This window comes from Solibacillus sp. FSL R5-0691, assembly GCF_037974225.1.
GTDB lineage: Bacteria > Bacillota > Bacilli > Bacillales_A > Planococcaceae > Solibacillus.
Window position 1 is genome coordinate 3,205,001 of the sequence record NZ_CP150231.1, and the last position, 26,649, is coordinate 3,231,649.

Annotated in this window: 22 protein-coding genes and 2 riboswitches (1 of these 24 running past the window's edge); of the genes, 5 read left to right on the plus strand and 17 right to left on the minus strand. The window is 39.8% G+C overall.

What is annotated here, in order from left to right; genetic code table 11:
• A protein-coding gene (locus MKY51_RS16135) for an NCS2 family permease (protein WP_339173928.1) crosses the window boundary here: on the minus strand, positions 1-429 show its 5' portion. It extends 906 nt beyond the left edge of the window; only the first 429 of its 1,335 coding nucleotides appear in the window; the start codon lies at positions 427-429; the stop codon falls past the left edge of the window.
• 141 nt (positions 430-570) lie between these two features.
• Positions 571-672, minus strand: a riboswitch (purine riboswitch).
• Between the two features lie 198 nt (positions 673-870).
• Between MKY51_RS16135 and MKY51_RS16140 the strand changes: the two genes are divergently transcribed.
• Positions 871-1,281 (plus strand): NUDIX domain-containing protein, encoded by a 411-nt coding sequence (locus MKY51_RS16140; RefSeq protein ID WP_339173930.1) that lies wholly within the window; start codon positions 871-873, stop codon positions 1,279-1,281.
• A gap of 76 nt (positions 1,282-1,357) precedes the next feature.
• Positions 1,358-1,759, plus strand: coding sequence for a hypothetical protein (locus tag MKY51_RS16145; RefSeq protein WP_339173932.1), 402 nt, complete (start codon positions 1,358-1,360; stop codon positions 1,757-1,759).
• A gap of 292 nt (positions 1,760-2,051) precedes the next feature.
• Here the strand turns inward: MKY51_RS16145 and MKY51_RS16150 are convergent, their stop codons facing one another.
• From MKY51_RS16150 to MKY51_RS16195, 10 genes are all read right to left on the minus strand, one after another.
• Positions 2,052-2,957: a DUF2382 domain-containing protein gene (locus tag MKY51_RS16150; protein ID WP_339173934.1), complete on the minus strand. Its 906-nt coding sequence runs from the start codon at positions 2,955-2,957 to the stop codon at positions 2,052-2,054.
• Positions 2,958-3,206: 249 nt separating this feature from the next.
• Complete coding sequence (locus MKY51_RS16155) at positions 3,207-3,356, minus strand: hypothetical protein (RefSeq protein WP_339173936.1); 150 nt, start codon at positions 3,354-3,356, stop codon at positions 3,207-3,209.
• Positions 3,334-4,191 (minus strand): EAL domain-containing protein, encoded by an 858-nt coding sequence (locus tag MKY51_RS16160; RefSeq protein WP_339173938.1) that lies wholly within the window; start codon positions 4,189-4,191, stop codon positions 3,334-3,336. The genes MKY51_RS16155 and MKY51_RS16160 overlap by 23 nt, the downstream gene beginning before the upstream one ends.
• Positions 4,145-5,377 carry an MHYT domain-containing protein gene (locus MKY51_RS16165; protein ID WP_339173941.1) on the minus strand — a complete coding sequence of 411 codons (1,233 nt, stop codon included), beginning with the start codon at positions 5,375-5,377 and terminating at the stop codon, positions 4,145-4,147. Before MKY51_RS16165 ends, MKY51_RS16160 begins: the two co-directional genes overlap by 47 nt.
• Before the next feature lie 313 nt (positions 5,378-5,690).
• Positions 5,691-7,244 carry a glutamine-hydrolyzing GMP synthase gene (guaA, locus tag MKY51_RS16170; protein ID WP_339176661.1) on the minus strand — a complete coding sequence of 518 codons (1,554 nt, stop codon included), beginning with the start codon at positions 7,242-7,244 and terminating at the stop codon, positions 5,691-5,693.
• Between the two features lie 118 nt (positions 7,245-7,362).
• Positions 7,363-7,464, minus strand: a riboswitch (purine riboswitch).
• A 31-nt stretch (positions 7,465-7,495) separates the two neighbouring features.
• Positions 7,496-9,646, minus strand: coding sequence for a transglutaminaseTgpA domain-containing protein (locus tag MKY51_RS16175; RefSeq protein ID WP_339173944.1), 2,151 nt, complete (start codon positions 9,644-9,646; stop codon positions 7,496-7,498).
• The gene (locus MKY51_RS16180; protein ID WP_339173947.1) at positions 9,643-10,830 is read right to left on the minus strand and encodes a DUF58 domain-containing protein; all 1,188 of its coding nucleotides are present in this window, start codon (positions 10,828-10,830) and stop codon (positions 9,643-9,645) included. The genes MKY51_RS16175 and MKY51_RS16180 overlap by 4 nt, the downstream gene beginning before the upstream one ends.
• The gene (locus tag MKY51_RS16185) at positions 10,830-11,771 is read right to left on the minus strand and encodes a MoxR family ATPase (protein WP_339173950.1); all 942 of its coding nucleotides are present in this window, start codon (positions 11,769-11,771) and stop codon (positions 10,830-10,832) included. The genes MKY51_RS16180 and MKY51_RS16185 overlap by 1 nt, the downstream gene beginning before the upstream one ends.
• A gap of 153 nt (positions 11,772-11,924) precedes the next feature.
• On the minus strand, positions 11,925-12,749 hold the full coding sequence (nadE, locus tag MKY51_RS16190; RefSeq protein WP_339176663.1) for an ammonia-dependent NAD(+) synthetase: 825 nt from the start codon (positions 12,747-12,749) through the stop codon (positions 11,925-11,927).
• 18 nt (positions 12,750-12,767) lie between these two features.
• Positions 12,768-14,237, minus strand: coding sequence for a nicotinate phosphoribosyltransferase (locus tag MKY51_RS16195; RefSeq protein ID WP_339173952.1), 1,470 nt, complete (start codon positions 14,235-14,237; stop codon positions 12,768-12,770).
• Positions 14,238-14,599: 362 nt separating this feature from the next.
• Here MKY51_RS16195 and MKY51_RS16200 point away from each other — a divergent pair, with 362 nt between their 5' ends.
• From MKY51_RS16200 to MKY51_RS16210, 3 genes are all read left to right on the plus strand, one after another.
• On the plus strand, positions 14,600-14,941 hold the full coding sequence (locus tag MKY51_RS16200) for a P-II family nitrogen regulator (protein WP_079523171.1): 342 nt from the start codon (positions 14,600-14,602) through the stop codon (positions 14,939-14,941).
• 28 nt (positions 14,942-14,969) lie between these two features.
• The gene (locus MKY51_RS16205; RefSeq protein ID WP_339173954.1) at positions 14,970-16,322 is read left to right on the plus strand and encodes an ammonium transporter; all 1,353 of its coding nucleotides are present in this window, start codon (positions 14,970-14,972) and stop codon (positions 16,320-16,322) included.
• 375 nt (positions 16,323-16,697) lie between these two features.
• Positions 16,698-17,669, plus strand: coding sequence for a proline dehydrogenase family protein (locus MKY51_RS16210; protein ID WP_339173956.1), 972 nt, complete (start codon positions 16,698-16,700; stop codon positions 17,667-17,669).
• Between the two features lie 102 nt (positions 17,670-17,771).
• Here the strand turns inward: MKY51_RS16210 and MKY51_RS16215 are convergent, their stop codons facing one another.
• The 6 genes from MKY51_RS16215 to MKY51_RS16240 all read right to left on the minus strand — a co-directional run bounded on the left by MKY51_RS16215 (position 17,772) and on the right by MKY51_RS16240 (position 26,618).
• Complete coding sequence (locus MKY51_RS16215; RefSeq protein ID WP_339173958.1) at positions 17,772-18,386, minus strand: response regulator transcription factor; 615 nt, start codon at positions 18,384-18,386, stop codon at positions 17,772-17,774.
• On the minus strand, positions 18,383-19,519 hold the full coding sequence (locus tag MKY51_RS16220) for a sensor histidine kinase (RefSeq protein WP_339173959.1): 1,137 nt from the start codon (positions 19,517-19,519) through the stop codon (positions 18,383-18,385). Before MKY51_RS16220 ends, MKY51_RS16215 begins: the two co-directional genes overlap by 4 nt.
• 88 nt (positions 19,520-19,607) lie before the next feature.
• On the minus strand, positions 19,608-20,639 hold the full coding sequence (locus tag MKY51_RS16225) for a fatty acid desaturase (protein WP_339173961.1): 1,032 nt from the start codon (positions 20,637-20,639) through the stop codon (positions 19,608-19,610).
• 129 nt (positions 20,640-20,768) lie between these two features.
• The gene (locus tag MKY51_RS16230; RefSeq protein ID WP_339173963.1) at positions 20,769-21,281 is read right to left on the minus strand and encodes an N-acetyltransferase family protein; all 513 of its coding nucleotides are present in this window, start codon (positions 21,279-21,281) and stop codon (positions 20,769-20,771) included.
• A 68-nt stretch (positions 21,282-21,349) separates the two neighbouring features.
• A complete protein-coding gene (gene metH, locus MKY51_RS16235; protein WP_339173965.1) occupies positions 21,350-24,781 on the minus strand; it encodes a methionine synthase in 3,432 nt (1,143 codons plus the stop codon).
• The gene (locus MKY51_RS16240) at positions 24,774-26,618 is read right to left on the minus strand and encodes a bifunctional homocysteine S-methyltransferase/methylenetetrahydrofolate reductase (protein ID WP_339173967.1); all 1,845 of its coding nucleotides are present in this window, start codon (positions 26,616-26,618) and stop codon (positions 24,774-24,776) included. The genes metH and MKY51_RS16240 overlap by 8 nt, the downstream gene beginning before the upstream one ends.
• Positions 26,619-26,649: the final 31 nt, after the last annotated feature.

The following is a 26,649-nucleotide window of genomic DNA, read 5'->3' on the forward strand; positions in this document are numbered from 1 at the left end:
AACGGCAATTTTAAGTTCCATTGGGATAGCGTTGATTAATTTTTCACGTAATCCTGTAATCGTTAAAAGTAAGAAGAATACACCTGATACAAAAACTGCAGCCAAAGCATGTTGCCAAGGGCTTCCGTTTGTTAAGACAACTGTGTAAGCAAAGAATGCGTTTAACCCAAGACCTGGCGCTAAAGCTAATGGGTACCTTGCAACAATCCCCATGATGAAACATCCAATTGCTGCTGAAACAGCTGTTGCCACAAATACCGCACCGTAATCCATGCGTAGTGCATCTGGTAAACCTTCAATATCCGATAGCGTTAAAATGCTAGGGTTTACTACTAAAATGTAAGCCATTGCCAAGAATGTTGTAAAACCACCTAAAATCTCTCGGCGATAATTAGTTCCAAGTTTATCGAACTCGAAATACTTTTTCATAATAAAACTTTCCTCCGTGTTGTCGTCTTCAACATCTAAAGAACACTTAACCTTAAAAACAAAAAAGACACGCAAAGCATAAATGCCGCATGTCCACGATTTAAGGAAAATAAGCATATTCCACTCTTATTATAGAAGTGAGATTACTTATTTATAAATCGTAGTCGAATCATTTACGGTGATTCGGTAGAAACTTACGGGCCTTATTCCCGACATTATACGACGACGTATTTAATTTACGTTTGTAATATATCATTTCAATTTTCAAATTACAAGCTATTTCCGAACATTTTTTATATATTTTAATTCATAGTTCGTGAAAACATCCATAAAATATTCATTTACTTCTATTTTTCTTTCCCTTTTTGCTATTATTAAGCTTGGAAAACATAAAATTCCATACTATTTTCATTAAATTTATACTGAATCGGGGAAACCAAAATGAATGAAATTAAGGTAGTTGTAAAAGGAGTTCTTGTTAAAAATAATAAAATACTGATCGTTCAGCGTTCACAAATTGAAACGGTTGGGGCAGGCACATGGGAGACAGTCGGTGGAAACCTGCAGTTTGGTGAATCATTTAAAGAAGCACTTATGAGGGAGTTTTTAGAAGAAGTTGGATTGAATATCACTGTAAAAAATCAGCTGTTTTCCACAACATTCCACACGAGTAAAACACGTCAAATTGTCCTGCTCACGTTTTTATGCGATACAGAAGAGGAGCAAATCACTTTATCCGATGAACACCTCAACTATTTGTGGGCGACAAAAGATGAACTTTACAAATTATTACCCAAAGAAATTATTACAGATTTCCAGCAGCATAAAGTGTTCGATTTGCTAGATTCATAATTAATTAGAGAAAGTTTATAGAAATGTTATATTGTTCCTCTATAGTGGTGTTTGAACAAATAGAGGGGGGATTTTTTTGCAACAACAACGAAAATGGGCATTACTTTTAATTCGCTTTGCTGCTATTTCAGGCTTTATCGGTGTATTAATCGGATCAATTATGAGTGGTGAGATGAACTATTCGTTACGCCCAATCCACGCACACTTTGTATTGGTCGGTTGGTTATCTGTTTTTGCTTGGGGGATTTTCTATTATTCAGTACCAATCCGCAAGTTGATTTTCGTTAAAATTCAAAGTATTTTAGGCATGATCGGTGCTTTTGGTTTATGTATTGGGATGTGGCTGTATAATTTAAATCCGCTTGATACAAACGAAACGCTGAACATGGTGTTCTTCATTGTAGGGGGTTCTATTTTATTAATCGCATTTTTCTTCTTTATAATTGTGACATTTTTTGTTCAAAAACATGAAAAATAATTATATCTCACTATCTAAAAATGAGAGTATTACCCTTTAATATGTTAAAATAATAAAACGAAACACAGACTATTAAAGGAGGGGTTTAAATGCCCTACTGGTTACATAACACATTATTTGTACTTTTAATAATCGTTACATTCGGATGTGTTACTAGTGGAATCGAGTGGAAAACTCGTGAAAAAGCCACTGTTGAAGAATAATTTTAGCTCAAAATTACTAACTAGATTATAACTAACATATAAAACAAGGAAGCCTGCATAATACAGGCTTCCTATTTTTTATAATTATTTTATAATCCACGGTTTGTACGTTTTAACGGATCATCATCCAAATTGTCATAGTCATTTAAATGATTCGTAGTATTAGTCGTATCTTTAATATCTGCCTCTTCACGACGAACCGTGTCCGACACAGTTTCCGTATCCGTTACTTTTCGTTTACCGACTACGATTTCTTCCGTTACGACATCTTTCTTCGTAACATCCACTTGTTCTTCCGTAACCGGGATATGAATTTTGCCCTGTTCTTCATAGGCATGAGTGACACCATCTTGAAGTTTTCCGTTTGCATTAAGAGTTGTGTCCTCATTAACAGGACGTCTTTCTACATAAACTTCTTCATGTTCAACTGGCACTTCAATATTTTGCTGCTCTTCGACTACATGTTTGTCGACTTGTACCTCACCAGTTTGCACACGTTTTTTATCTACTTGCAGGCGTTCTTCATGAAGTGCTAAACGTTCTTCATCGGTTTTTTCATAATCACGCTCATAATGATTATTCACACCAACATTATCATTCATGCCATAATTTTTTGTACCTTCATCAAAATAAGTACCGTAGTCTCTATCTACATACAATAAATATTTTCCTGCCTGTAATTCATCATAATAACGATTTCGTTCATCTTCAGAGATCCCCATTTGATTAAAGTGCTGATCGCGTACTAGATCTTCACCCATCATGAATGCTTTAAAGCGGTCCCACCAAGAACCTTCTTTATGATCCGCGTCATAACCATCCGTGTTAGTGCTGTAACCTTTTGAGTTTCGATACATTGATAATTGATCATTGCGGTTGGATACGATGTACATATCTTCCTCGCCGTAACCTTGTGCACGAAGGCGATCCATTTCTGCCTGTAATTCTGCTTCATTGTCATAAATACCATATAATTTGTTATCACGTGTTTCCATGTTTCATTCCTCCAGTTTAATTTAATTAGTTTTTTATACCGACTGTCTATGCTTGATTTGGCATACTATACAATACCTTTTCTCCTAAATAATAAACTTGAGGTTGATATATTTAATATTCTGTAATAAAAATGAAAGAAAATGAAACACCACTATGACAATATTTTATTATTAATTGGATAAGCACGAAAAGTGAAGCCAAATAAAAAAACATAGAAAGATATTACTCCTTCCATGTTTCACTTCAATTTATTTATCGTTTTGTTGTTGTTTCTTTTCCAAATACTGCGCACGCAATTTTTCAAGTTGCTGCTTTTTATCGAATTGGGCAGGCTTGTTTTTTTCGTGATACTTCGCAACAGCTGCCTTACCTTTACTATCCAATTGATATTTTCCCATTTTGTTCACCTACTTCTTTTCGCTTTTCCAACCACTGTTCGTACTCTTCAACTGTCAAAGGCTTTGAATAATAATAGCCTTGGATAATCGGCACTCTCTCCAAGCCCATAATAAACTGGCATTGCTCTTTCGTTTCCACACCTTCTATCAGGACATTCAAACCAAGAGAATAGCATAAATGTACAATCGATTTTAGGATAGAGGCGTCTTTTTCAGATTCCGGCACACCATCTATAAAGGATTTATCGATCTTAATCGTGGATATCGGTATTTCTTTTAAATAAGATAACGAGGATAAGCCTGTACCAAAGTCATCCAACGCAACCGACAAACCACTTTGCCTAAAAGTCCGAACTGCCGTTATAGCATTATGAATGTCATGAATAACACTTGTTTCTGTAATTTCCAGTTCAATCTTAGACACTTGAATATTATACTTAGCCAGATTTTCATTAATTACCCTATTTAAACGCGGAGATGTCAAATATACGCCCGGAATATTAATCGATACTTGCGGAAGCTCCATTCCTATATTGTTCCATACAGCTAATTGTTGGCAAACTCTCGCAATTAGCCAATCCGTCACATCGGATATACGATTTGTATTTTCTAATATCGGAATAAATACGGCCGGTGATATTATTCCGAATACCGGATGCTTCCAACGGATAAGTGCCTCTAATCCTACTACAATATTTAGCTCCGGGTCTACTTTCGGCTGGTATACGAGAAACAATTCGTTTTCATCCATTGCCCGTTGAATATCAAGGCTTAGTTGACGTTCAAAATTAAACGTATGAATCTTCGGATCGTACATAATTAATGGACGGTGCATGTAATACCGCAATTGTATTGGCAAAATGTTCTCGGACTGCCTTTTTATCATCTGACTGTGAAACAGCAACAACCGCCTCTACCGAAACCATACGTTCATCAATATTTAGCGGACGCTCCAACAAAAGACAAATACACCGCAAACCATCAATTGTATTTTGTACATTTTCAGCAGGTGCATGTATCACCGTAAAGCGATTAGCTTCCGTTCGATACAATTTTGTCTCTTTTGGCAAATTAGTCTGCATTATTTTCATCACAGTTTTAATAATTGTATCCCCAAAAGAATAGCCATAAGCTAAAATATACTTCTCCAAGTTGTGTATATGCACAACGGCTACCAATTTCGTATCCTTTTTAATACGCTGGTCTTCTGTAAACTGATTTTGGTTCGGCAATTGTGTTACCGCATCGAAATTTTTCATACGGTAATCCACATATCGGTCTAAGCGACTGGCTAAAATTGCAAGGATAAATAAACTGACAATACCAATTGTTACAAACAATACAACATCCATCATATTGGAATCATGTGCATGTACATGGATCGTACCTTCAATATATAACTTCATCGCTAACATACCCGTATAATGCATACTCGTCACAGCGATGGCCATTAAAAATGCGGCGATACTTTTCACTAAAATCTTTTCCATTTTAGTATCTGTAATCGAAAAGATATACAAAGAGGCAAATGATGCCACAATCGCTATCAGAATCGATAAGCCAAACAGCAACGGATTATATACAACCGTTGCGTCCATCTCCATCGCAGCCATACCTAAATAATGCATAAGCGCTATACCGCATCCCATTAAAATACCAGCGACAATAAATGTTCGAATCTTTTTATATTCACTGTTGGTTAAATAAAATGCCATATATGATGCAACGATCGCAGGAATGACAGAGATAAGTGTCAGGAACAGATTATGCTTCATAGGAATCGATATTACGAGTGCACTCATCCCGACATAGTGCATCGACCAAATCCCAAGACCCATCGCCAGTGAAGCCAGCACTAACCATAAATTTTTATGAAAAAAACCTTTTACATTGATACGCCGATTAATATAAATCGCTGTATACGATGCACCAAAAGCGATGATGAAAGACAATAGTACTATTAAAGGATCCAAACTCCCTTCAATAATATGCATGCTCTCCAGGTCCGGTTTTGTAAACAAAGAACTTCGCTCCCCTTATCTAATTGGCGATTATTATTTTCCAATTATACTTCTTGTAAACCTCAAATTACTGCGACTTGATAAGAAGTGCATGGTGGTTTCATAAATTTTAATATATCCAATTTAAATTGAACAGAATAAATCGGATTCTTTTACTAATAAAAGATAATTCCTTATTTTGAAAATTCGATGCTAGCCAGCACCATTAAAACATAAAGCCCCCGGAGGTTAGACTTGTTCCTAACTTCCAGGGGCATTGTCATTATAAGAAATGCAATTTTTGTAAATGTAATAAGAATACAGTAATGCGGTACTATTCCCACTCAATCGTTGCTGGTGGCTTAGAAGTAATATCATACAGCACGCGGTTTACGTGCTTTACTTCGTTTACGATTCGTACAGAAATCTTCTCCAATACATCGTAAGGGATACGTGCCCAGTCAGATGTCATGCCGTCGATTGATGTTACACCGCGGATACCGACTGCGTAATCGTACGTACGGCCATCGCCCATTACACCTACTGAACGGATGTCAGGTAATACAGCGAAGTATTGCCAAATGTCGCGTTCAAGTCCAGCTTTTTTGATTTCTTCACGAAGAATATAATCTGCTTCACGAACGATTTCCAATTTTTCTTCTGTTACTTCACCAAGTACACGAATACCTAATCCAGGACCAGGGAAAGGCTGACGCCATACTACCTCTTCAGGTAGACCTAATTCAAGACCTAAAGCGCGTACTTCGTCTTTGAACAGTGTATTTAATGGTTCGATTAATTCGAACTTCATATCTTCTGGTAAACCACCAACATTATGGTGTGATTTAATTGTTTGGGCAGTAGCTGTACCAGACTCAATAATATCTGTGTAAAGCGTACCTTGCGCTAAGAAGTCCATATCCTTTAGCTTTGATGATTCTTCATCAAATACATAAATGAACTCGTTACCGATAATTTTACGTTTTTGTTCAGGGTCAGAAACACCTGCAAGTTTATTCATGAAACGTTCACGCGCATCGATTTTGATCAGTTTCATATCGAAGTCTTCTGTGAAAGTTTTCATAACTTGCTCAACTTCGCCTTTACGGTTTAAGTTGTGATCCACGAACATACAAGTTAATTGGTCACCGATTGCTTTGTGGATTAACACTGCTACTACAGATGAATCAACTCCGCCTGATAATGCACAAAGTACTTGCTTGTCTCCAACCTGCTCACGGATTTTTGCAATTTCGATTTCAATGAAGTTTGCCATAGACCAGTCGCCTTTTGCTTCACAAACATTGAATACGAAGTTTTTCAGTAAGTCATTTCCGTATACTGAGTGGCGTACTTCCGGGTGGAATTGTACTGCATAAAACTTACGAGAAGCATCAGCCATTGCCGCGATCGAACATGCCGGGCTTGTCGCAATTACTTCAAAACCTTCTGGAACCGCTGTTACATGGTCACCATGGCTCATCCATACAACTTGATCTTTTGGTAAATCCGCAAATAATTTATTATCCGAAGTAATGTTAATTTCAGCTTTTCCGTATTCACGAGTTGCCGCGCCTTCCACTTTACCACCATGTGTATAGGCCATTAATTGCATGCCGTAGCAAATACCTAAAATTGGTAAACCTAACTCGAAAATTGCAGGATCTACACGGAATGCAGATTCATCATATACAGAGTTTGGACCACCTGAAAATACGATACCTACAGCATTCATTTCTTTAATTTCTTCAGCAGTAATCGTATGTGGATGTAATTCCGAGAATACACCGAATTCACGAATACGACGAGTGATTAATTGGTTGAACTGACTACCGAAATCAAGAACGACAATCTTTTCTTGCTCTTTTAACATAGGAGTTGACACTATTTCCACCTCTTCTAATTTTTTGCGGCCTATATTAAGAAAAAAAACGCGTAAGAAAATAATTTCTACGCGTTCATATTTCATCTCTTCTTCAAGTGGGTATAACTATCCCTTATAAGGATATAGTGAGACCCACCGTCATAGATAAGTTATTTAGGGTAACTTAGTAGAAACATCTGGACCATATTACCAGACTTATATGAAGGCACAATACTATTTATTTTTCTAAATTTTACTCTTTCGCCGACTTAAAATCAACCACTCGTGCGATTGATTAAATATTCCCAAATTTCTTTCATTTCATTTGTATTTATTTGATCGGTTTGTTTAGCGTAAATAAGACGCTCATAAAACGCCGTCAACTCACTCATTTTCGTTGTTTCCAACTGTCGGTCGACACGCATTGCAAACTGTTGCAGCGTTTCATCTTGCCCTCGTTTTAAATGAATACGCTCCAATTGTTTTAACAACACAAAGTAAGCTTCTTCAAATGTTGCCGCCTTCTCTAATTTTGAACGGTTCATTTGGACAGCAAGTTTCGGTTGCCATTGCCCGCGCTTTTTCCAAGCAATAATTAAACCAATTGCAACAACTGCCAATAATACGTACAGCACCCATTTGAATTTCGACCAGTCCATACCACTTGTACCGTTAGTTGATTGCTTCGCTGTATCTTGCTCTTCCAACTCCGGCTTTGGCGCTTCCGGTTCTTCCATTTCAGGTAATTGCTCTTCTTCCGGAGCTTCGAAATCCACATCATAGTTAATATTCATCGGATTGCTAAACCCAATTGTCGGCTCAAACGGCATCCAGCCAATGCCGTCAATATACGCTTCAACCCATGAATGGGCATCATTATTCGTCACTTGGTACGTAAACATACCATCTTGTGAATCGATCCGTTCTCCGCTTGAAAAACCTTTTACCCAGCGCGCCTGAATTCCTATCGAACGGAGCATGACGACCATCGAAGTAGAGAAGTTATCGCAATAGCCAAGTCTTGTTTCAAACAAAAACTGGTCTACATAATCTTGGTCCGCCGATGGTACTTGTACATTTGTCGTTTCATATTGGAAGCCGCTGCGCGCAAAATAACCTTCAATCGCCCGCGCTTTGTCATATACGCTGTCATACATATCCGTAATTTCATATGCTAAATCCGTTACACGCTGCGGCAAATTATTCGGCAGCTGCAAATAGCGCGGATTATTTTCAGTTGAAGATAACGTTTCCTTCAAAGCTACGTAACTATATTCCGGCTGTTGAAAAGTCATTTCGTATGAGGCAGGTGCAATCACATCACTGTTAATAAGCGGTAAAATTTTCTCATTTCCAGTATTATATCTTAACCCGGTATGCATTTCGTCCAAAGCATAGGATGTCACTCCATAAGCCTGTAATAGAAATAAATAGTCTTCATTTACAGCCTGTACTTCCACCGATTCGGGTTCTTCATTTCCAGGTGTGATTGAAAGAGGCAGCGGATCTGAAAGCTGAAGCGTTTGCTGCACTGCCTCATCACTCGATTGTTCCCAGCCTTTAGACGTATAAACGTCCTTCGTTTCCACACGCCAATATTGACGGATCGGTGTTTTTATTTCATAGACAAGTGTATTGTCCCCTGCAAATGGGCCGCCTAATCGCTCATCATTTTCTCCATAGCCAACTGTTGCAACCGATTGACTCCCGTTGCCTCCAATACCTGCAATGTTTTTGACATACGGCACCGGATCCGACCATTGTGGCTCTGCTTTCGGCATAATTGTCGCAATAATACCTGCCATCATGACGAAAATAACGATCGGTGTCGCATACTTCAAGTAGTTCATCCAGTCTTTCTGCATTTCCGCAGCCTGCATAAGACGTTTTATAAACAGTAATGATGTAAGTACAAGACCTAACAGCATTACTTTTATGATCGCTGCTGTGCCATCGTATTCTGTAAAAGTATCGAGTGTCCCGATGAAGAATACTGTAAGCAGCAGGAAATAGTAAATGCTATAGCGCACACTTACCCAATGCTGAATTAAATAAATCAGCATCCAGATCAGTATAAAAAACAGACTTGTCCGGAAAGGATCACTTACATAAATCCACTCTCCTGCAAACAGTATATCCAAATTATATTTCAATTCTTCCGATAAAAATTGCACTGTCGTCAATGTCTCATCTTTATATACACTGACTATAAACCATGTAATGTACACCAGTTTAATGAACCAGTTTATAATAAACGGCAGAGAAAAGATCCCAAGAATTAAACAAAGTCCTATGAATAAAACAAACTGTGTAAAGTAGCCGGTATCCGTCAATTCCATAACCGGTACTAGCCATTCTCGTAAAATCAGGAAAATAATAAAATAAAAAATCGCGAGTTCTATTTTTTCGGCTGCGCTGCGTCTCATGCGTGCTTCACCTCCGAATACGTTCGCTGCAATTCGTTCATGCCAATATAATGTACTTCATTATTTTGGCTCATATGCTGTACCGGTTCTTTTTGATTACTTACGACAAAGCATATAATTTTACGTGCATATTTCGTTCCGGCATTCAGTACTTCCTGCAGCTGAGGGGTCATTTCACCTGTTATGATAACAACAACAGAGCGGCTCATCATTTTCTGTTCTTCATATAGCAGACGCTCGACACCAAACTGCGCATCCGGTTCGACTGTCGCCAAATGCTGCAGCACTTTTTCATATTGTTTGCCGGTTTTAATGATCGGCGTAAAATACCGGTCAACGCCAACACTAAGAAATGAAACGTCGCCCTGTTTTTTTACAATTTTCTTTATATAAGACGCTGTGTAATCAACAACATCTTCAAAGTTTTTCTGTACTGCACGATCGATGAGCACAAATGTATTTTGTGATTTTTGATCTTCAAATTCCTTTGTGCGCAGTTCACCATTTTTCGCAAATGACTTCCAGTGAATCCAGGAAAACCGGTCACCTGGTACATATTCGCGCACACCTGTGGCAACCGTTGTATCTTTGATCAAAGAATAGCGCGATTGACTTGTACCTTGATCATATTGCATACCAATCGGCATTAATTTGACGTCGGATACTTTTGGATATACTAAAAACAGCTGCGGGTGATTCATTACGACATTCCGCACTGTCCATCCAAAAAAGTCCGTACATGTAAACAGCAATCCTCTAAAATGATGCTCTCCGCGCTTTAACTCTTTCAATTCATATGTCCACTTAAACTCCCGTTTCCACCCAACCAAAAATAGTTTTGTTACATTTCCGTTCGGTTTCTCAAAATGTTCCTCTCTCATCGGCAGTTCCCTGACCATCATGAAAACAAATGGAAACCAGCTCGTGTTTCGGAATGTTACGGTAACTTGTACATTGCTCCCACGTTCAATTCGTTCTTTCGATAAAGTCCTGGATATTTCTTTAAAACGGATTGGTATAACCGCCAATAATATCGAATAGACCAAAAACGGTAGAATCGTGAAGAAAACGAACCAGCTAACAAAGCCCCCTTGGAACATTGCATAGCAATACGTAATGATAAGCAATGAAACAACGGTAATTAAACGTCCGCCATGCTTCAGAAACTGCTTGATTCCCTTCATTACTGTGCATACCTTTTTACAGGAACATGGACGTAACGAAGAACACTTTCAATCACCTTTTCTTCCGTAATTCCTTCATAGCGGGTTTCTGGTTTTAAAATAATCCGGTGGCCGAAAACGAATTTCGCTAAATATTGAATATCGTCAGGGATGACATAGTCTCTCCCTTTCATAAAGGCATAGCTTTGCGCGGCACGCATTAATGCGATGGAAGCACGGGGACTTACACCTAAATACACATTTTCGTGGTGACGTGTATGTTGTGCGATCGACACGATATATTCTTTAATATTATTTTCAACATGGACTTGTTTTACTTGTTCTCTTAAATCGTTCAATTGCTCAATTGTTAATACAGGGAAAAGGTCATCAATCGGAACTGATCTTTCAGCACGGTTCAACACTTCAATTTCCTCTTCCTTCGTCGGATAACCCATTTTTATTTTCAGTAAAAATCGGTCCAGCTGAGCTTCCGGAAGCGGGTATGTCCCTTCATATTCAATCGGATTTTGTGTCGCCATTACAAAAAACGGTTTTGGCAGTTGAATCGTTTCACCATCTACCGTAATCGACCCCTCTTCCATACTTTCCAATAAAGCGGCCTGTGTTTTTGGTGATGTACGGTTAATTTCATCCGCCAATACAATATTGCCGACAATCGGCCCAGGACGGAACTCAAACTGCAATGATTTCGGATTATATATTGAAACGCCAATTACATCGGACGGCAATAAATCCGGTGTAAATTGAATACGTTTAAAACTTGCACCTAAAGACTTCGATAGCGCACGTACCATCATCGTTTTCCCAACGCCCGGTACGTCTTCCAGTAATACATGCCCTCCTGCTAATAATGAAACAATACTTAGCTCGGCAATCTCTCTTTTTCCTATCATAACTTTCTCGATGTTTCTGATTATTCCTTCGATCTGTTCATTCATGAATTGTCCTCCCACCTGTAATCGTTGCATCTTTGGCATGTAGTTTAAGCATAACGAAAACAAAATGCGAGCACAACTAGTTTCCCTTTAAAATGGAAAATCACCCCACTTCATCAAAAAGAAGCAAGGTGATTTATCACGTACTAACGTATACTATTGTTTCCAGAAATCATCGAAAATTGTAATCGGCATATGACGTTTATGCATAGAACGCAAGTAATGTCCTTCAAGCTTTTCACGTGCTTCTCCCGGGATTTCCTTACCTTCCAAATAATCATCAATTTGCTCATACGTAACACCAAGCGCCACTTCATCCGGCAATGCAGGACGGTCTTCCTCTAAATCGGCAGTCGGAATTTTTTCATATAAATGTACAGGACAATTTAAATGTTTTAAAATCGCTCGGCCTTGGCGTTTGTTTAAACGGAAGATCGGCATTAAATCCGTGCCGCCATCGCCATACTTAGTATAAAAGCCTGTTACTGCTTCCGCAGCATGGTCTGTACCAAGTACGACACCATCATTTGCTGCAGCAATCGAATATTGTACTTTCATTCGTTCACGAGCTTTTTCATTACCTTTTGCGAAATCACTCAATGTGATTCCTGTTTCCAAAAGTGCATTTACACTTGCATCGACAGCATTTTTAATATTAACCGTATACACTTTAGTAGGCTTTATGAAATCGAGTGCATCTTGGCAATCTTTTTCATCGAATTGCTTTCCATAAGGTAATCTTACAGCCCAAAATGAATATTTAGATTCTCCCGCTTCTTCATTTAGTTCATCGACAGCCATTTGAGCAAGCTTACCTGTTAACGTTGAGTCTTGCCCACCGCTAATACCGAGTACAAATCCTTTCAAGAACGGATGATACTTTGCGTATTCCTTTAAAAAATCAATAGACTTACGGATTTCCTGTTCGACATCGATTGTCGGCTGTACTTTCAACTCTTCAATAATTTGTTGTTGCAACATAGACAATGTTCTCACTCCTTATCGTTCTTCGAGTTCTATCACCATATCGCGCACTTCCTGGATATTGCGCATTTTGTTATCCCAACACTTTTGACTTAAATCGACCGGATATTCTTCAGGATTTAACGAACGTTTATATTCATCCCAAAGCAATTCCAAATTGTCGAACGCATATTGGCGAATCTCCATTAATGTTGGGTTTTTATACACAATCTCACCATTGTCAATCACTTTTCGGTGCAATTCTTTCGCTTCAAAGTTCGTTACGAATTTTGAGATAAATGTATGCACCGGATGGAACATTTTAATTCGTTCTTCAGCAGCAGGATTTTCATCAGCCATAGCGATATAGTCCCCTTCTGATTTCCCGCTTTTTTTATTTATAATCCGGTAAACTTTCTTTAACCCAGGTGTCGTTACTTTTTCGGCATTGGCTGAAATTTTAATCGTATCTTCCATTTCACCGTGATCATTTTCGATTGATACCATTTTATAGACAGCACCTAAGGCCGGCTGATCATATGCCGTAATGAGCTTTGTACCAATTCCCCACATATCCACTCGGGCACCTTGCGCTTTTAAGTTCAGGATTGTATATTCGTCCAAATCATTCGATACGATAATTTTCGCGTTCGGGAAACCTGCTTCATCAAGCATCCGGCGCGATTCTTTTGAAAGAAAGGCAATATCTCCGCTGTCTAAACGAATTCCGATAAAATTGATTTTATCGCCAAGCTCTTTTGCTACTTGAATCGCTGTCGGCACACCTGATTTTAACGTATTGTACGTATCAACTAAAAATACACAGTCTTTATGACGCTTTGCATAGGAATGGAATGCATCATAGTCGTTTTTATATGCTTGAACCAATGCATGTGCATGTGTACCCGATACAGGAATATTAAACAGCTTTCCGGCACGTACATTTGAAGTGGATTCAAAACCGCCAATTACTGCGGCACGAGCTCCCCAAACCGCTGCATCCATTTCTTGTGCACGGCGTGTACCGAATTCCATCGCAATTTCCTTTTGGACAACTTGCTTAATACGACTGGCTTTTGTCGCAATCAGCGTTTGATAGTTTACGATGTTCAATAGCGCTGTTTCAATCAGCTGGGCTTCCACTAGCGGCGCTTCAATTCGCACAATCGGTTCATTCGCGAAAACAAGTTCACCTTCCTCCATCGAATACACGGAACCTGTAAAACGAATTGTTTTTAAGTATTCGATAAAATCCTCTTTATAATGAAGTTCATCTCGTAAATATGCGATATCGGTTTCACTGAATCGGAAATCTTTTAAATAATTCAGCATGCGCTCTAATCCAGCAAAAATTGCATAGCCGTTTCCGAATGGCAATTGTCTGAAATACAACTCAAATACAGCTTTCCGGTTATGCATTCCATCTGCCCAATAGCTTTCTGCCATATTAATTTGATATAAATCGGTATGCAAAGCAAAACTATCATCTACATACTTTTCGTTCATCGTGAGTTCCCCTTCTTCCAAAACATAATTTAGTCATAGTATACACCATCTTCAATTATTTCGAAGTATGAAGATTCCTTCTTCCATGTCACCTACTTTTACATGGCAGTTCATTTTGCTGTGCTGGTTCTATAGTTTTCCCCAATTGACTAAATAAAAAACGTTTTGAAACTTTTGCCGGGTAACCACTTCCTGTATTACACCTTGCCGTTACGTGCCATCACCCTTCCTTATTTTTACATTATCTCACAATGCGATTAAACCAATCGAAAATAAATGTTAATTTTCCTAACATCAGTTATTGATTTATCTAGAAATTCAATTTATCATGTTAGATAACATAACACAAGGAGTTGTTGAGCATGAAAAAAATTGAAGCGATTATTCGACCTGAGGTGTTTGCACAAGTTCGAGAGGGGTTAGCTCTTGAAGGAATTGATGGATTAAGTATTTCCGAGATTGCCGGAGCTGGGCGACAAGAAGGGAAAATCGGACTGTTTCGCGGAAACTCTTTCTCAATGGAATTTTCGCAAAAGCTCAAGCTCGAAATGGTAGTAGACAACGCAAAAGTACAGCCGATTATTGATGTATTGTTGCGTGAAGCATCTACAGGTGAAGTTGGTGACGGTAAAATCTTTATTTATCCTGTAGAGCAGGCGATTCGTATACGGACAAAAGAGCTCGGCTCAATTGCAATTGACTAAAAAAATTTCCTAAAAGGAGGAGTTTCTAATGACAAATGAAGCATTGGAATTATCAATTAATTTAGTTTGGGTAATGCTTGGGGCGTTTTTCGTATTCTTCATGCATGCGGGATTCGCGATGGTAGAAGCAGGATTTACACGCTCTAAAAATGCCGTCAATATTTTAATGAAAAACATTTTAACAATTTCGATCGGTGGTCTTGTCTATTTCGCAGTCGGATATGCCATTATGTTCGGTGAAAGTTCAGGCGGATTGATCGGTTCTACAGGTTTTGCATTAAGTGGTGTAGATGATATCGCATTCTTCGTATTCCAGGCAATGTTTGCTGCAACATGTGCAACAATCATTTCAGGCGCTGTTGCTGAACGTACAAATCTTATGGCTTATATTGCATTGGTCGTTGTCATGACAGCTGTTATTTATCCGGTTGTGGGCCATTGGGTATGGCAAGGTGATGGCTGGTTAACTGCTTTAGGCTTCGTAGATTTTGCAGGCTCAACTGTTGTACATTTAACTGGTGCTGTTGGAGCTCTAGTTGTAGCAGCAATCATTGGTCCGCGTTTCGGGAAATATGCGAAAGGTGTTGTAAACGTTATTCCTGGTCATTCCATTCCACTTGGAGCACTAGGGGTTTTCATCCTTTGGTTAGGTTGGTACGGCTTTAATGGTGCATCAACATTAGCAGCAGATCCGGCATTAGTTCCTGGCGTTATTGCAAATACTTTCTTATCTGCATCTGCCGGTGTCATTGCTACTGCATTTTATACACGTCTTCGTTACGGTTTTATCGATGGTTCTTTAACATTAAACGGTGCTTTAGCTGGTTTAGTAAGTATTACTGCGGGTGCTGCCAACTTAAGCATTGTCGGATCTATTATTGCAGGTGCTATTGGTGGCGTTGTGTTAGTAGAAGCGGTCCGCTTTATTGAACATAAATTAAAAGTGGATGATCCGGTTGGCGCTGTTGCTGTACACGGTGTTGCTGGTATTTGGGGTACATTGGCAGTAGGATTATTCGATACTGCAGGCGGCGGTCTATTCTACGGCGGTGGTGCTCAGTTACTAGGGGTGCAGGCATTAGGTGTTGTTGCAGTAATTGCATGGACTGCAAGTACTGTTGCCATTGCAACATATATTATTAAAGCATTTATCCCTCTGCGTGTTACACATGAAGAAGAAGTCCAAGGTTTGGATATTGCGGAACATGGCGCATATGCTTATGAAATGCAGGAAACATTTAAAGGTCTTACAAAATCAAATGACAGTTTTGCCCAACGTCTAACGAACTTAGGAAAAGTTCCTACTCCTACTCATGTTCAAGACAGCGGGTCTAAAACTAAAGCAGGGTTCCCGAATTCTTTAAGCTCTTCGAAGAGCTAAAGCGAAATGTGTGCCCCCTTCCCCCACACATTTTCGAACCATTCTTTCAATAAATTATGAACTGAACAAGGAGCTGTTCTGAAAGGTTTTTCAGACAGCTCCTTGTTATTTTGCTTTCTTCAATCAATAGAATATCCTAATCTATAGCAATTGATAGTGAAAGAACAACATATGATAGAACAAGCTCTTCTCTACAACAATGTAGCATTTGGAGGAAACTAATCAATTGTTATCCATCCTACATTATTTAATTTATTTCCTAACCGCATGCAGAAGATTAAAATGGGTATTAATTAAGATGGCTGTTCTTAATCTACAAAAATAACGCTATGGTATAATTTTAAGAAAATGATGAATTTTAAGGAGATGTTTTTTATGGCATTACGTGATTTTTTCATTTCATTATCCGAAAACCAAACTCTTAACAATGCAGCGCAGCAATACGGCTTAAAATTGGGCGCACAAAGCGTTGTTGCAGGAACAACGATTGAAGAAGTAATCGAAAGTATTCGTAAATTAAACGAGCAAGGAATTTCTTGCACGGTTGATAATTTAGGCGAATATGTTACTGATGAATCTGAAGCAACGAAAGCGAAAGAAGAAATTTTAGCTATGATTGAAGCCATTCAGGTGGAAGAGCTGGATGCCCACATTTCCTTAAAGCCTTCACAGCTAGGGTTGGATATCGACATCGACTTCTGTTATGACAATTTATATGAGATTGTGGAACGTGCACATGAATACGGGATTTTCGTCAATTTTGATATGGAGGATTATAAGCGACTTCAGCCGTCATTCGATATTGTGGAAGAACTTGCAAAATCATTCGATAATGTCGGCACAGTCATTCAAGCATACTTTTACCGTGCTAAGGACGACATTGAACATTTCAAGGATTACCGTCTACGGGTTGTAAAGGGTGCCTATAAAGAATCGGAAGAAGTAGCTTACCAGGATAAACTTGATATTGATATCAACTTTATCGAGCTGATCGAATATCACTTGGCGCACGGACATTTTACTTCAATCGCCACACATGACCATAATATTATTAAACATGTGAAGTATTTTGTTGAGGAGTATGATATCCCGAAAGAAAAATTCGAGTTCCAAATGCTGTACGGGTTCCGTAAAGACTTGCAGCTGGAACTTGCACGTGAAGGGTATCAAGTATGTGTATATGTACCATACGGCAAGGACTGGTACGGGTATTTCATGCGCCGTTTAGCAGAACGGCCACAAAATATCAATCTTGTCACTAAACAAGTATTCAATAAAAAGACAAACACTTTACTGGCAGTAGCAGCAGGGGCATATCTTCTCGGACGGCTATCGAAAAAGAAATAAGTCTCCCCAGTCTTCCCTCAACTAAAAATCCCCTCGTTTTGTTCACAGACAAAATGAGGGGATTTATTTAATAGTAAAGTTATTAGTCAGGCTCTTTAGCAATCACATTTTCTTTTTATTCCAGCCTTTTTCTTTAAAGCGTGCGATTGCTTCAATTCGATTGCCGACACCAAGCTTATCAAGTATGACAGAAATATAATTTCGTACTGTACCTGCCGATAAATAGAGCTCTGCTGCAATTTCTTTTGTCGTCTTTCCTTCCGCAACAAGTTCCAGCACTTGGCTTTCCCGTTCCGTCAGCGGATTTTCACTATCATCTTCATATACAAAATCCACTAACTCAGGTGCGTAAATACGGCGTCCATCCATAATAATCCGAATGGAATTGACGAGCTCCTCAATCGGACTATCCTTCAATAAATAACCACGCACTCCCGCTTTTCTTGCACGTTCAAAGTAACCCGGTCGTGCAAACGTCGTTAAAATAATGATTTTACATTCGCTACCTCTTAACGCTTCGGCAGCATCCAATCCCGTTTTAATCGGCATTTCGATGTCCATAATACAAATGTCCGGGTTTAGTTCTGTTACCATTTCAATGGCCTCTTCCCCGTTTTTGGCAAGACCGACCACTTCCATATCGTCTTCCATGCCGAGCAATGATTTCATCGCTCCAAGCAGCATTCCTTGATCTTCCGCAATTACAATTCGAATCATTTCATGTTCTCTCCCTTTTGATGCGTGATCGCCAACGGTATTTTCAGCACGACCGTCGTTCCTTCATCGCTCTCTATTTCAAGTGAACCGTTGATAAATTCAATACGCTCCTGCATCCCTTTTAAGCCACTTCCACCAAGTAATGTATCCGTGCGTTCAAAGCCAACCCCATTATCTTGAATCGTCATTTTGAATTCATCATCACTTTGATAAAAGCTAATACGACAAATCGTCGCTCTACTATGTTTGACGATATTTGTAACTGCTTCCTTTAAGCACATACTAATCACATTTTCCGCTAAAATCGGCATTTTAATTTCACTTTTATCTCCATTTAGCCGCAGTTTAATCTGTGCGGCTTTTAATATCTGCTCTACACGGTGCAGCTCCTCTTCTACTCTCACTGCCCGCATATCGGCCACAAGCTCACGTACTTCTTTTAATGCGACACTTGCGGTTTGACGAATATCTTTTATTTCTATGATGGCTTGTTCCGGATTTTTTTCAACCAGTCGTGCTGCCAAGTCACTTTTTAATCCGATCATCGAAAGCTTCTGACCGAGTGTATCGTGTAAATCACGTGCGATACGCTGACGTTCTTCAATTACCGTCAATTCAGAAATACGTTCCCGCGCTGTCTCCAGCTCACCTTCCAAGTTTTCACGTCGTGTTTTCGAAAAGAGTGTAAACGGCAATAGCACTACACCTAACATATTTATAATGATAAATGGTGTTTGTGATAAAAATAAATCAAGGAAGATAAAATATCCTCCGACAATCGAAAGAACGGTAAAGCCTATATGTAAACCATACATTATATAAAATCCAACCGGCTGTTTAATATTGCCGATAAAAAATGCAGTAAAAAGCGCCAAATACACGTAGCCAAATACAAGTGTCATTGCAATATTCAGCAACATTTGGAAGCTGATCCACATATATTTCAGCCCTGGTTTAGCACTGAATGAAAAATAATGACATAAAAAATAACTTAAAATTAAAGTGATCCCCAACATGATCTGCCATAATGTGAACGACTGTATAATGAAGAAAAATGGCATAATACAAAAGATTATCCATATATAAATACTCAACATCGGACTTTTCGGGATGATACTATACCAAGTTTGCATAATTGCCTCGATTCTCTTTTTACCTATATTCTATAATAAAACAGGTACCTCAAGCTATAAATTGAGGTACCTTAATTGTTGTATAAAGTTAGTTCGTAACAGTTCGGTTACGCGCTGCCTCAAGTTCGGCCGCTTCTTTGAATGTTATAAAGCGGTAGTTGTCCGCATCATATAATTTGTAGCGAATTGATTCCAGACTTGTCTTTAATGTAATCGTTGTTGCCTGTTGAAGAGGCTTAATCGATTCGTGTGCATCTTCCAGCTTGTAGTTCGGTACACGTGGTGACAAGTGGTGTACATGGTGGAATCCGATGTTTCCTGTAATCCATTGCAGTACTTTCGGTAATTTGTAATACGAGCTTCCTTCAACTGCAGCTTTTACATAATCCCATTCTGAATCAACTTCAAAATATGAATCTTCGTAAGTATGCTGAATATAGAACAGCCAGATCCCTAATGCACCCGCAACAAATAATGTTAAACCATGCACTAACAAGAATGTAGACCAACCAAATATTAAAATAAGGGTTGTACAAATAATTAACAATGCAATGTTATTGAAGTAAGTGTTTAAGCGCTCTTTACGCTTTGCATCTTTGCGATTGAATCGGTTCAGTATAAGTACCATAAATAGCGGCCCTAAACCAAACATGACAAGCGGGTTGCGGTATAAACGGTAACCTAAACGGCTTAATTTTGATTTTTCAAGGTATTCATCAACTGTCAGCATATCGATATCGCCAATCCCGCGCTTATCCAAGTTTGAACTTGTCGCATGGTGAATCGTATGCTCACGCTTCCACTTCTCATAAGGGAAAGATGTTACAATACCTGTTATATTTCCGATAATGGCATTCGCCTTTTTGCTTTTAAAGAATGAACCGTGTGTACAGTCATGGAAAATAATAAATGCACGAATAACAAATCCTGATGCTAGGATACTACATAACGCCGTAAACCAAGGAGAGTACTGTAGCAATACATAACCTGCCCCCCAAATTAATACAAGTGGTACAAGCGTATTTAATATTTGTTGAATACTAAGTCGCGTTTCTGATTTTGCGAACGGTGCAACATCTTTTCTCAGCTGCTTTGTTTTATCTGCATGTGTGCTTACCATGTGTCGATCCCTCTTTCCACAAAAGTTGTTAATAACATCATATAAAAAGACGGAACATGGTAAAACGCTCAAACATCACATATTTTTTATGACAGATGTCATATGACCTGGTAACAACCAGTATGCTTCTTATTTTTCCTCCGGAGTTTTCGGACCATCCAAATCTAATTGGTAAAACACTAAATCCAGCCATTTCCCGAATTTATAACCTGCATTGCGGATTGTACCGCTATATAAAAAACCGAATTTCTCATGAATTTTAATACTGGCGACATTTTCTTTATCGATACAACCAACCATCGTTTTAATATCATTTACATTCGCTTCTTCTATAATGGCGTTCATCAGTTTACTGGCAATCCCTTTTTTATAGTGATTTTTATGCACATACACCGAATGCTCTACTGTATATCGGTTAGCCGGATAATCACGGAAACTTCCGTACGTTGCATAGCCCGCCACTTCTCCGTCTTCATCAAATACGAAGAGCGGATAACCTGAACCCTGTTTCTGTTCAAACCATCGTAAACGATTTTCCAAAGTTTGCTCCTCGTACATGTAAATCGCTGTGGAATTTCGAATATTATCATTAAATATTTCCAAAATCATTGGTATATCTTCTTTTGTTGCGCGTCGAATCATACTTTTTCCTCCTAAAGGTCGCAAAACCGCCTTACCTCCAAAAAGGCAAAGCGGTATTTTTAAATCAATTATACATTAAAATAACGTGCATCCGGATGAGCAAATACTATTGCCGATACACTTGCTTCCGGCTCCATCATAAAGCCTTCCGTTAAATGTACGCCAATCTTTTCCGGTTTCAATAGAGCGAACAGTTTCTCCTGGTCTTCCAGATTCGGACAGGCCGGATAGCCAAAGCTGAATCGTTGTCCTTGGTACTTCGCTGCAAACCGGTCACGCATCGTAAAGTCCGTTGCGTCCGGGAAGCCCCATTGGTCACGGATTTCCTGATGAATACGTTCCGCAAACCCTTCCGCAAGCTCAAGTGCAGTCGCCTGTAGTGCATGACTCTCCAAAAACTTGCCTGCTTGTTTCAGCTCATTTGCCTTTTCGCTTACCCCTTTACCTGCCGTTACCACCATCAATGCAATATAGTCCATCTCACCGCTATCAACCGGCTTTAAATAATCAGATAAACATAAATAAGGTGCTACTTGCTGGCGCGGGAATGTGAATCGTTTGATTTCCGTTTTTGCATCTTCCGGACTGTACACAACAACATCGTCGCCATCGGATTGGGCCGGGAAGAACTGATACATTCCTGAAGCACTCAATCCACCGCCCGTTAAATAGCCATTTACTAAATCATTCAATAAAACTGCACGGTCATCCTGATCCGCAAGCAATTGTTCCAAGTTCCCTTTAAGCCCTAAATGATGCCCGATCAATGTACGCATATTCACATACGGATGTAAGTGGGCAACCGAATAATCCGGTTTAATATGCGGCACTAAATCTTTTGGCTTCCAAACAGCGGCATCTCCCACTGTTCGAACCGGTTTTTCAAGTACTGCCACTGCCGGGCGTGCTGCACGCTTCGCATCCGATTCGAGACGTTTTTCCCGTGCATCACGTAATTCTTCTATTAATACTTCGCGTTCGTTTGTATTCATTAAGCGATTTGCCTGTTCCAAACCTTGCATCGCATCTTTTGAATAGATTACCGGTCCATCATACTGATCGGCAATTTTCGTTTCCGTAAAGCGACGTGACAATGCTGCGCCCCCTACTAATATCGGAATATCAATACCTGCTTCTTTAAAGTCCTGTGCCGTAATGACCATTTGCTGGGCTGATTTTACGAGTAATCCTGATAAGCCGATAAAGTCCGGTTTTTCTTTTCGGATTGTTTCAATCAGCTGTGCAGGTGTCACTTTAATCCCTAAATCTATAACACGATAGCCATTATTGCTTAAAATAATGTCGACCAGGTTTTTGCCGATATCATGAACATCGCCTTTTACTGTCGCCAATACCATTGTCCCTTTATTGGCACTCGTATCGCCCTTTTCCATGAATTGCTCTAAATGAGCGACCGCTGACTTCATGACACCGGCACTTTGTAGTACTTCTGCTACAATCAGCTGGTTTTCATTAAACAGTTTGCCGACTTCCGCCATCCCTGCCATCAATGGTCCGTTAATAATATCTAGCGGTGTATCGAACTTTTCAAGAGCTGCATTTAAATCGTCAATTAACCCTTCCTTCGTACCTTCCAATATGTAATACGCAAGGCGTTCTTCCACTGTCGCCGGCAATTCTTTCACGACTGCATCTTTCTTTTTATCACGGTAAAAGTCAGTGAATACAGCGAGTGTTTCATCATTTGTATTGAAGATCAGATCATTCGCCAGCTTGATTTCCTCTTCAGGAATCGATGCATAGCGCTCCAGCTTTTCCGTATTTACAATCGCATAGTCCAAGCCGGCTTGTGTGCAGTGATATAAGTACACCGCATTTAATACTTCACGTCCTACAGGCGGCAGACCGAACGAAACATTACTTACACCAAGCACTGTTAAGCAGCCAGGTAAATGTTCTTTAATCAGGCGAATTCCTTCAATTGTTTCCTCAGCGGCTCCGATATATTGCTCATCGCCTGTACCAACCGGGAACATTAACGGGTCAAAGATAATATCTTCAGCTGACATGCCCCATTTTTCTGTTAAGAGCTTATATGAACGTTTCGCCACTTCAAGCTTTTGCTCACGTGTAATAGCCATTCCCGTTTCATCGATCGTACCGACAACAAGTGAAGCCCCATATTTTTTCACAAGTGGCATAACCGCATCGAAACGCTCTTCGCCATCTTCCAGGTTAATAGAGTTAATAATAGCCTTCCCCTGTGAAAACTTCAGGGCGACTTCCATTACTTTTTCATCTGTAGAGTCGATTACAAGCGGCACCTTAACTTTTTTCACAACTTCCTGCATGAAGTTTTTCATATCTTCGGCTTCATCACGGTCAGGGTTTGCTAAACATATATCGATAACATGTGCCCCATTTTTAACTTGTGCACGCGCAATTTCCGCTGCTTCTTCAAATTTACCGTCAACAATCAGATTTTTGAATTTACGAGAGCCGATAACATTCGTACGCTCCCCAATAAATAATGGTCGCATCGATTCATCGTATTGCAGTGGCTCGATACCTGATACGACATGTCCATGTGTTGCATCTTTCGGCTCACGAGGTTTATAGCCTTCTACAGCTTCACGGATTGCCGCGATATGTGCAGGCGTTGTACCGCAGCAGCCGCCGACGATGTTCAGCCAGCCTTTTTCTGCGAAACCTTGCAGTTTTTTCGATAATGAATCCGGCGTTTCATGGTAGCAGCCTTCCTCGTCCGGTAAACCGGCATTCGGATAACAGCTAATATAGCCATTTGAAAGTTCTGCCAATGAACGGATATGATCGGTCATAAATTCCGGGCCTGTCGCACAGTTCAGTCCGACAGACAAAGGTTTAATGTGCTCGATCGAAATATAAAATGCTTCGATTGATTGCCCGGCAAGCGTTGTTCCCATTGGCTCAATTGTTCCGGAAATCATGACAGGCAGCTCTTTGCCAAGTTCTTCAAATGCGCGGTGGATCGCAATTGTTCCTGCTTTTACATTCAGCATATCCTGGGAAGTTTCCATTAAGATTAAATCCGCCCCAGCTTCGATTAACGCTTTTGCCTGTATATAAAAGTTTTCTTCCAGCTCTTCAAATGTAATACCGCCTGTTACCGACAATGTTTTTGTCGTTGGTCCGATTGCACCTGCAACAAAGCGTGGCCACTCCGGTGTCGAAAACTCTTTCGCCGCTTCCAGTGCAATCTCAACCGCCCGCTTATTAATTTCAACCGCCTTGTCACCTAAGTCATATTCATCCAGTACGAGCGGTGTTCCACCAAATGTATTTGTACAAATAATATCAGCGCCTGCAGCTAAATATTCACGGTGGATTTTGCCCAATACATCAGGCCTTGTCAGTACAAGGTTTTCATTACAACCGTCTAAGTCTTCACCGCCAAAATCTTCATATGTTAGGTTTTCTGCCTGAAGCATCGTCCCCATGGCACCATCGATGATAAGTATTCTTTTTTGTAATTGCTCATGAATTGGGTGATTATACATTCGACTGAACTCCTTTACTTTCCGCATCATATTGTTTTACATAGTCCATTAATTCCAGCGTCATATCATAGCGTAAAAACGGTGTAATTAAATAAATCCCGTTAAAGTATTTGCAAGCTGTATCGAGTAGCTCTTTCGCAATCGCGATTCCTTCTGCTGTCGCTGCTTCCTTGTCATCCCCGCAAGCAGCCATACGCGCAAGTACTTCATCTGATAATTTAATGCCCGGTACTTCATGATGTAAAAATTCCGCACTGCGCGATGACGTCAACGGCATAATTCCGATATAGATTGGTGTTTCCAAATGTTTAGTCGCCTCATAGATTTCGACGATTTTCTCTTTCGTATAGACCGGCTGCGAAATAAAGTAATCTGCACCGTGCTCGATTTTCTTCTCTAAACGGGCAACAGCACGGTCCAATACGCGGACATTCGGATTAAAGGCAGCAGCCACCGAGAAATTCGCCTGTTTGCGTAACGACTTCCCTGTAAAAGAACCACCCTTATTCATCTGCTTAATTAAGGAAATAAGCTCCATTGATGAAACATCATAGACGCTTGTCGCACCCGGGAAATCCCCCACTTTTGTCGGGTCCCCTGTAATGACAAGAATATCATGAAGCTCCAGCGCATCAAGCCCCATCAAATGTGACTGAAGCCCAATTAAGTTGCGGTCACGGCATGTTAAATGCGGCAATGAGCGAATCCCATGCTCTTTTAAAATAGCGGCCATCGCGATATTACTGATACGAGGTGAAGCAAGTGAGTTATCCGCCATCATTATGACGTCTGCGCCCGCTTTTGCCAGCTGTTTTGCCCCTTCGACAAACCCGTCAATTTCCAGATGACGCGGTGTATCAAGTTCCACAATAACAGAGCGTTCACGTTTTGCTTTTTCGTGAAGCGGCTCTTGCTTACGCGGTTCCGGAATACGGACAAATTGTGTTTGCCCAGGTTTGGCTTCTTTTGTTTCGACCGGCTCCATATTCGCCAAACGTTTTTTTACTGCTGCAATATGCTTCGGTGTTGTTCCGCAGCAACCGCCAATTAAACGGACTCCCTGGTTTACGAGTTCGACAGCGGCACGTGCAAAATAATCGGTTTCCGACTCATAGACAACACGACCATCTTCAATATCGAGTAATGATGCATTTGGGTAAGCCGATAAAAATGCTTTATCCGGTAAATTGACTCCTTCAAACGCCTGAATTGTATGGAAAGGACCTAATCGGCAGTTGCTCCCAACAATATCTGCACCTAATCTTTCCAAATCATGAAAAGCTTCATTTAAAGACATCAAATTTTGAAGGACACCCGGTTCCTGCATTGTGACTTGGGCAATGATCGGTAAATCGGTCATTGAACGTAATAGATGGACACAATGGGATAGTTCTTCAAAATCATAATACGTTTCAAGTAAAAATCCGTCCGGTTCACCAGCTAGTAATACTTCAGCCTGCTCTTGGAATGCAGCTAAAATTTCGTCTAATGTCGCATCACTTTTTCGGATTCCGCGAATACCGCCAATTGTCGCCAACACATATTGCCCATCAAGGGAGGCAGCACGCTTTGCTATTTTTAATGCAGCTTCATTAAATTCAAAGACACGATTTTCATAGCCATATCGTGCAAGCTTTATCCGGTTTGCCCCATATGTATTTGTTTGGATAATATCTGCACCCGCCGCAATATATTCGCCATGAATTTTCTCTATAATATCAGGACGTGCAATATTCATTTCTTCATGACAATAATCCAATCCATATGAATAAAGAAGTGTTCCGATTGCCCCGTCTGCTGTTAAAACCCGCGTTTGTAATTCTTCAAGTAAACCCATTGCCTTCACTCCATCATTTACAGTATTTTCA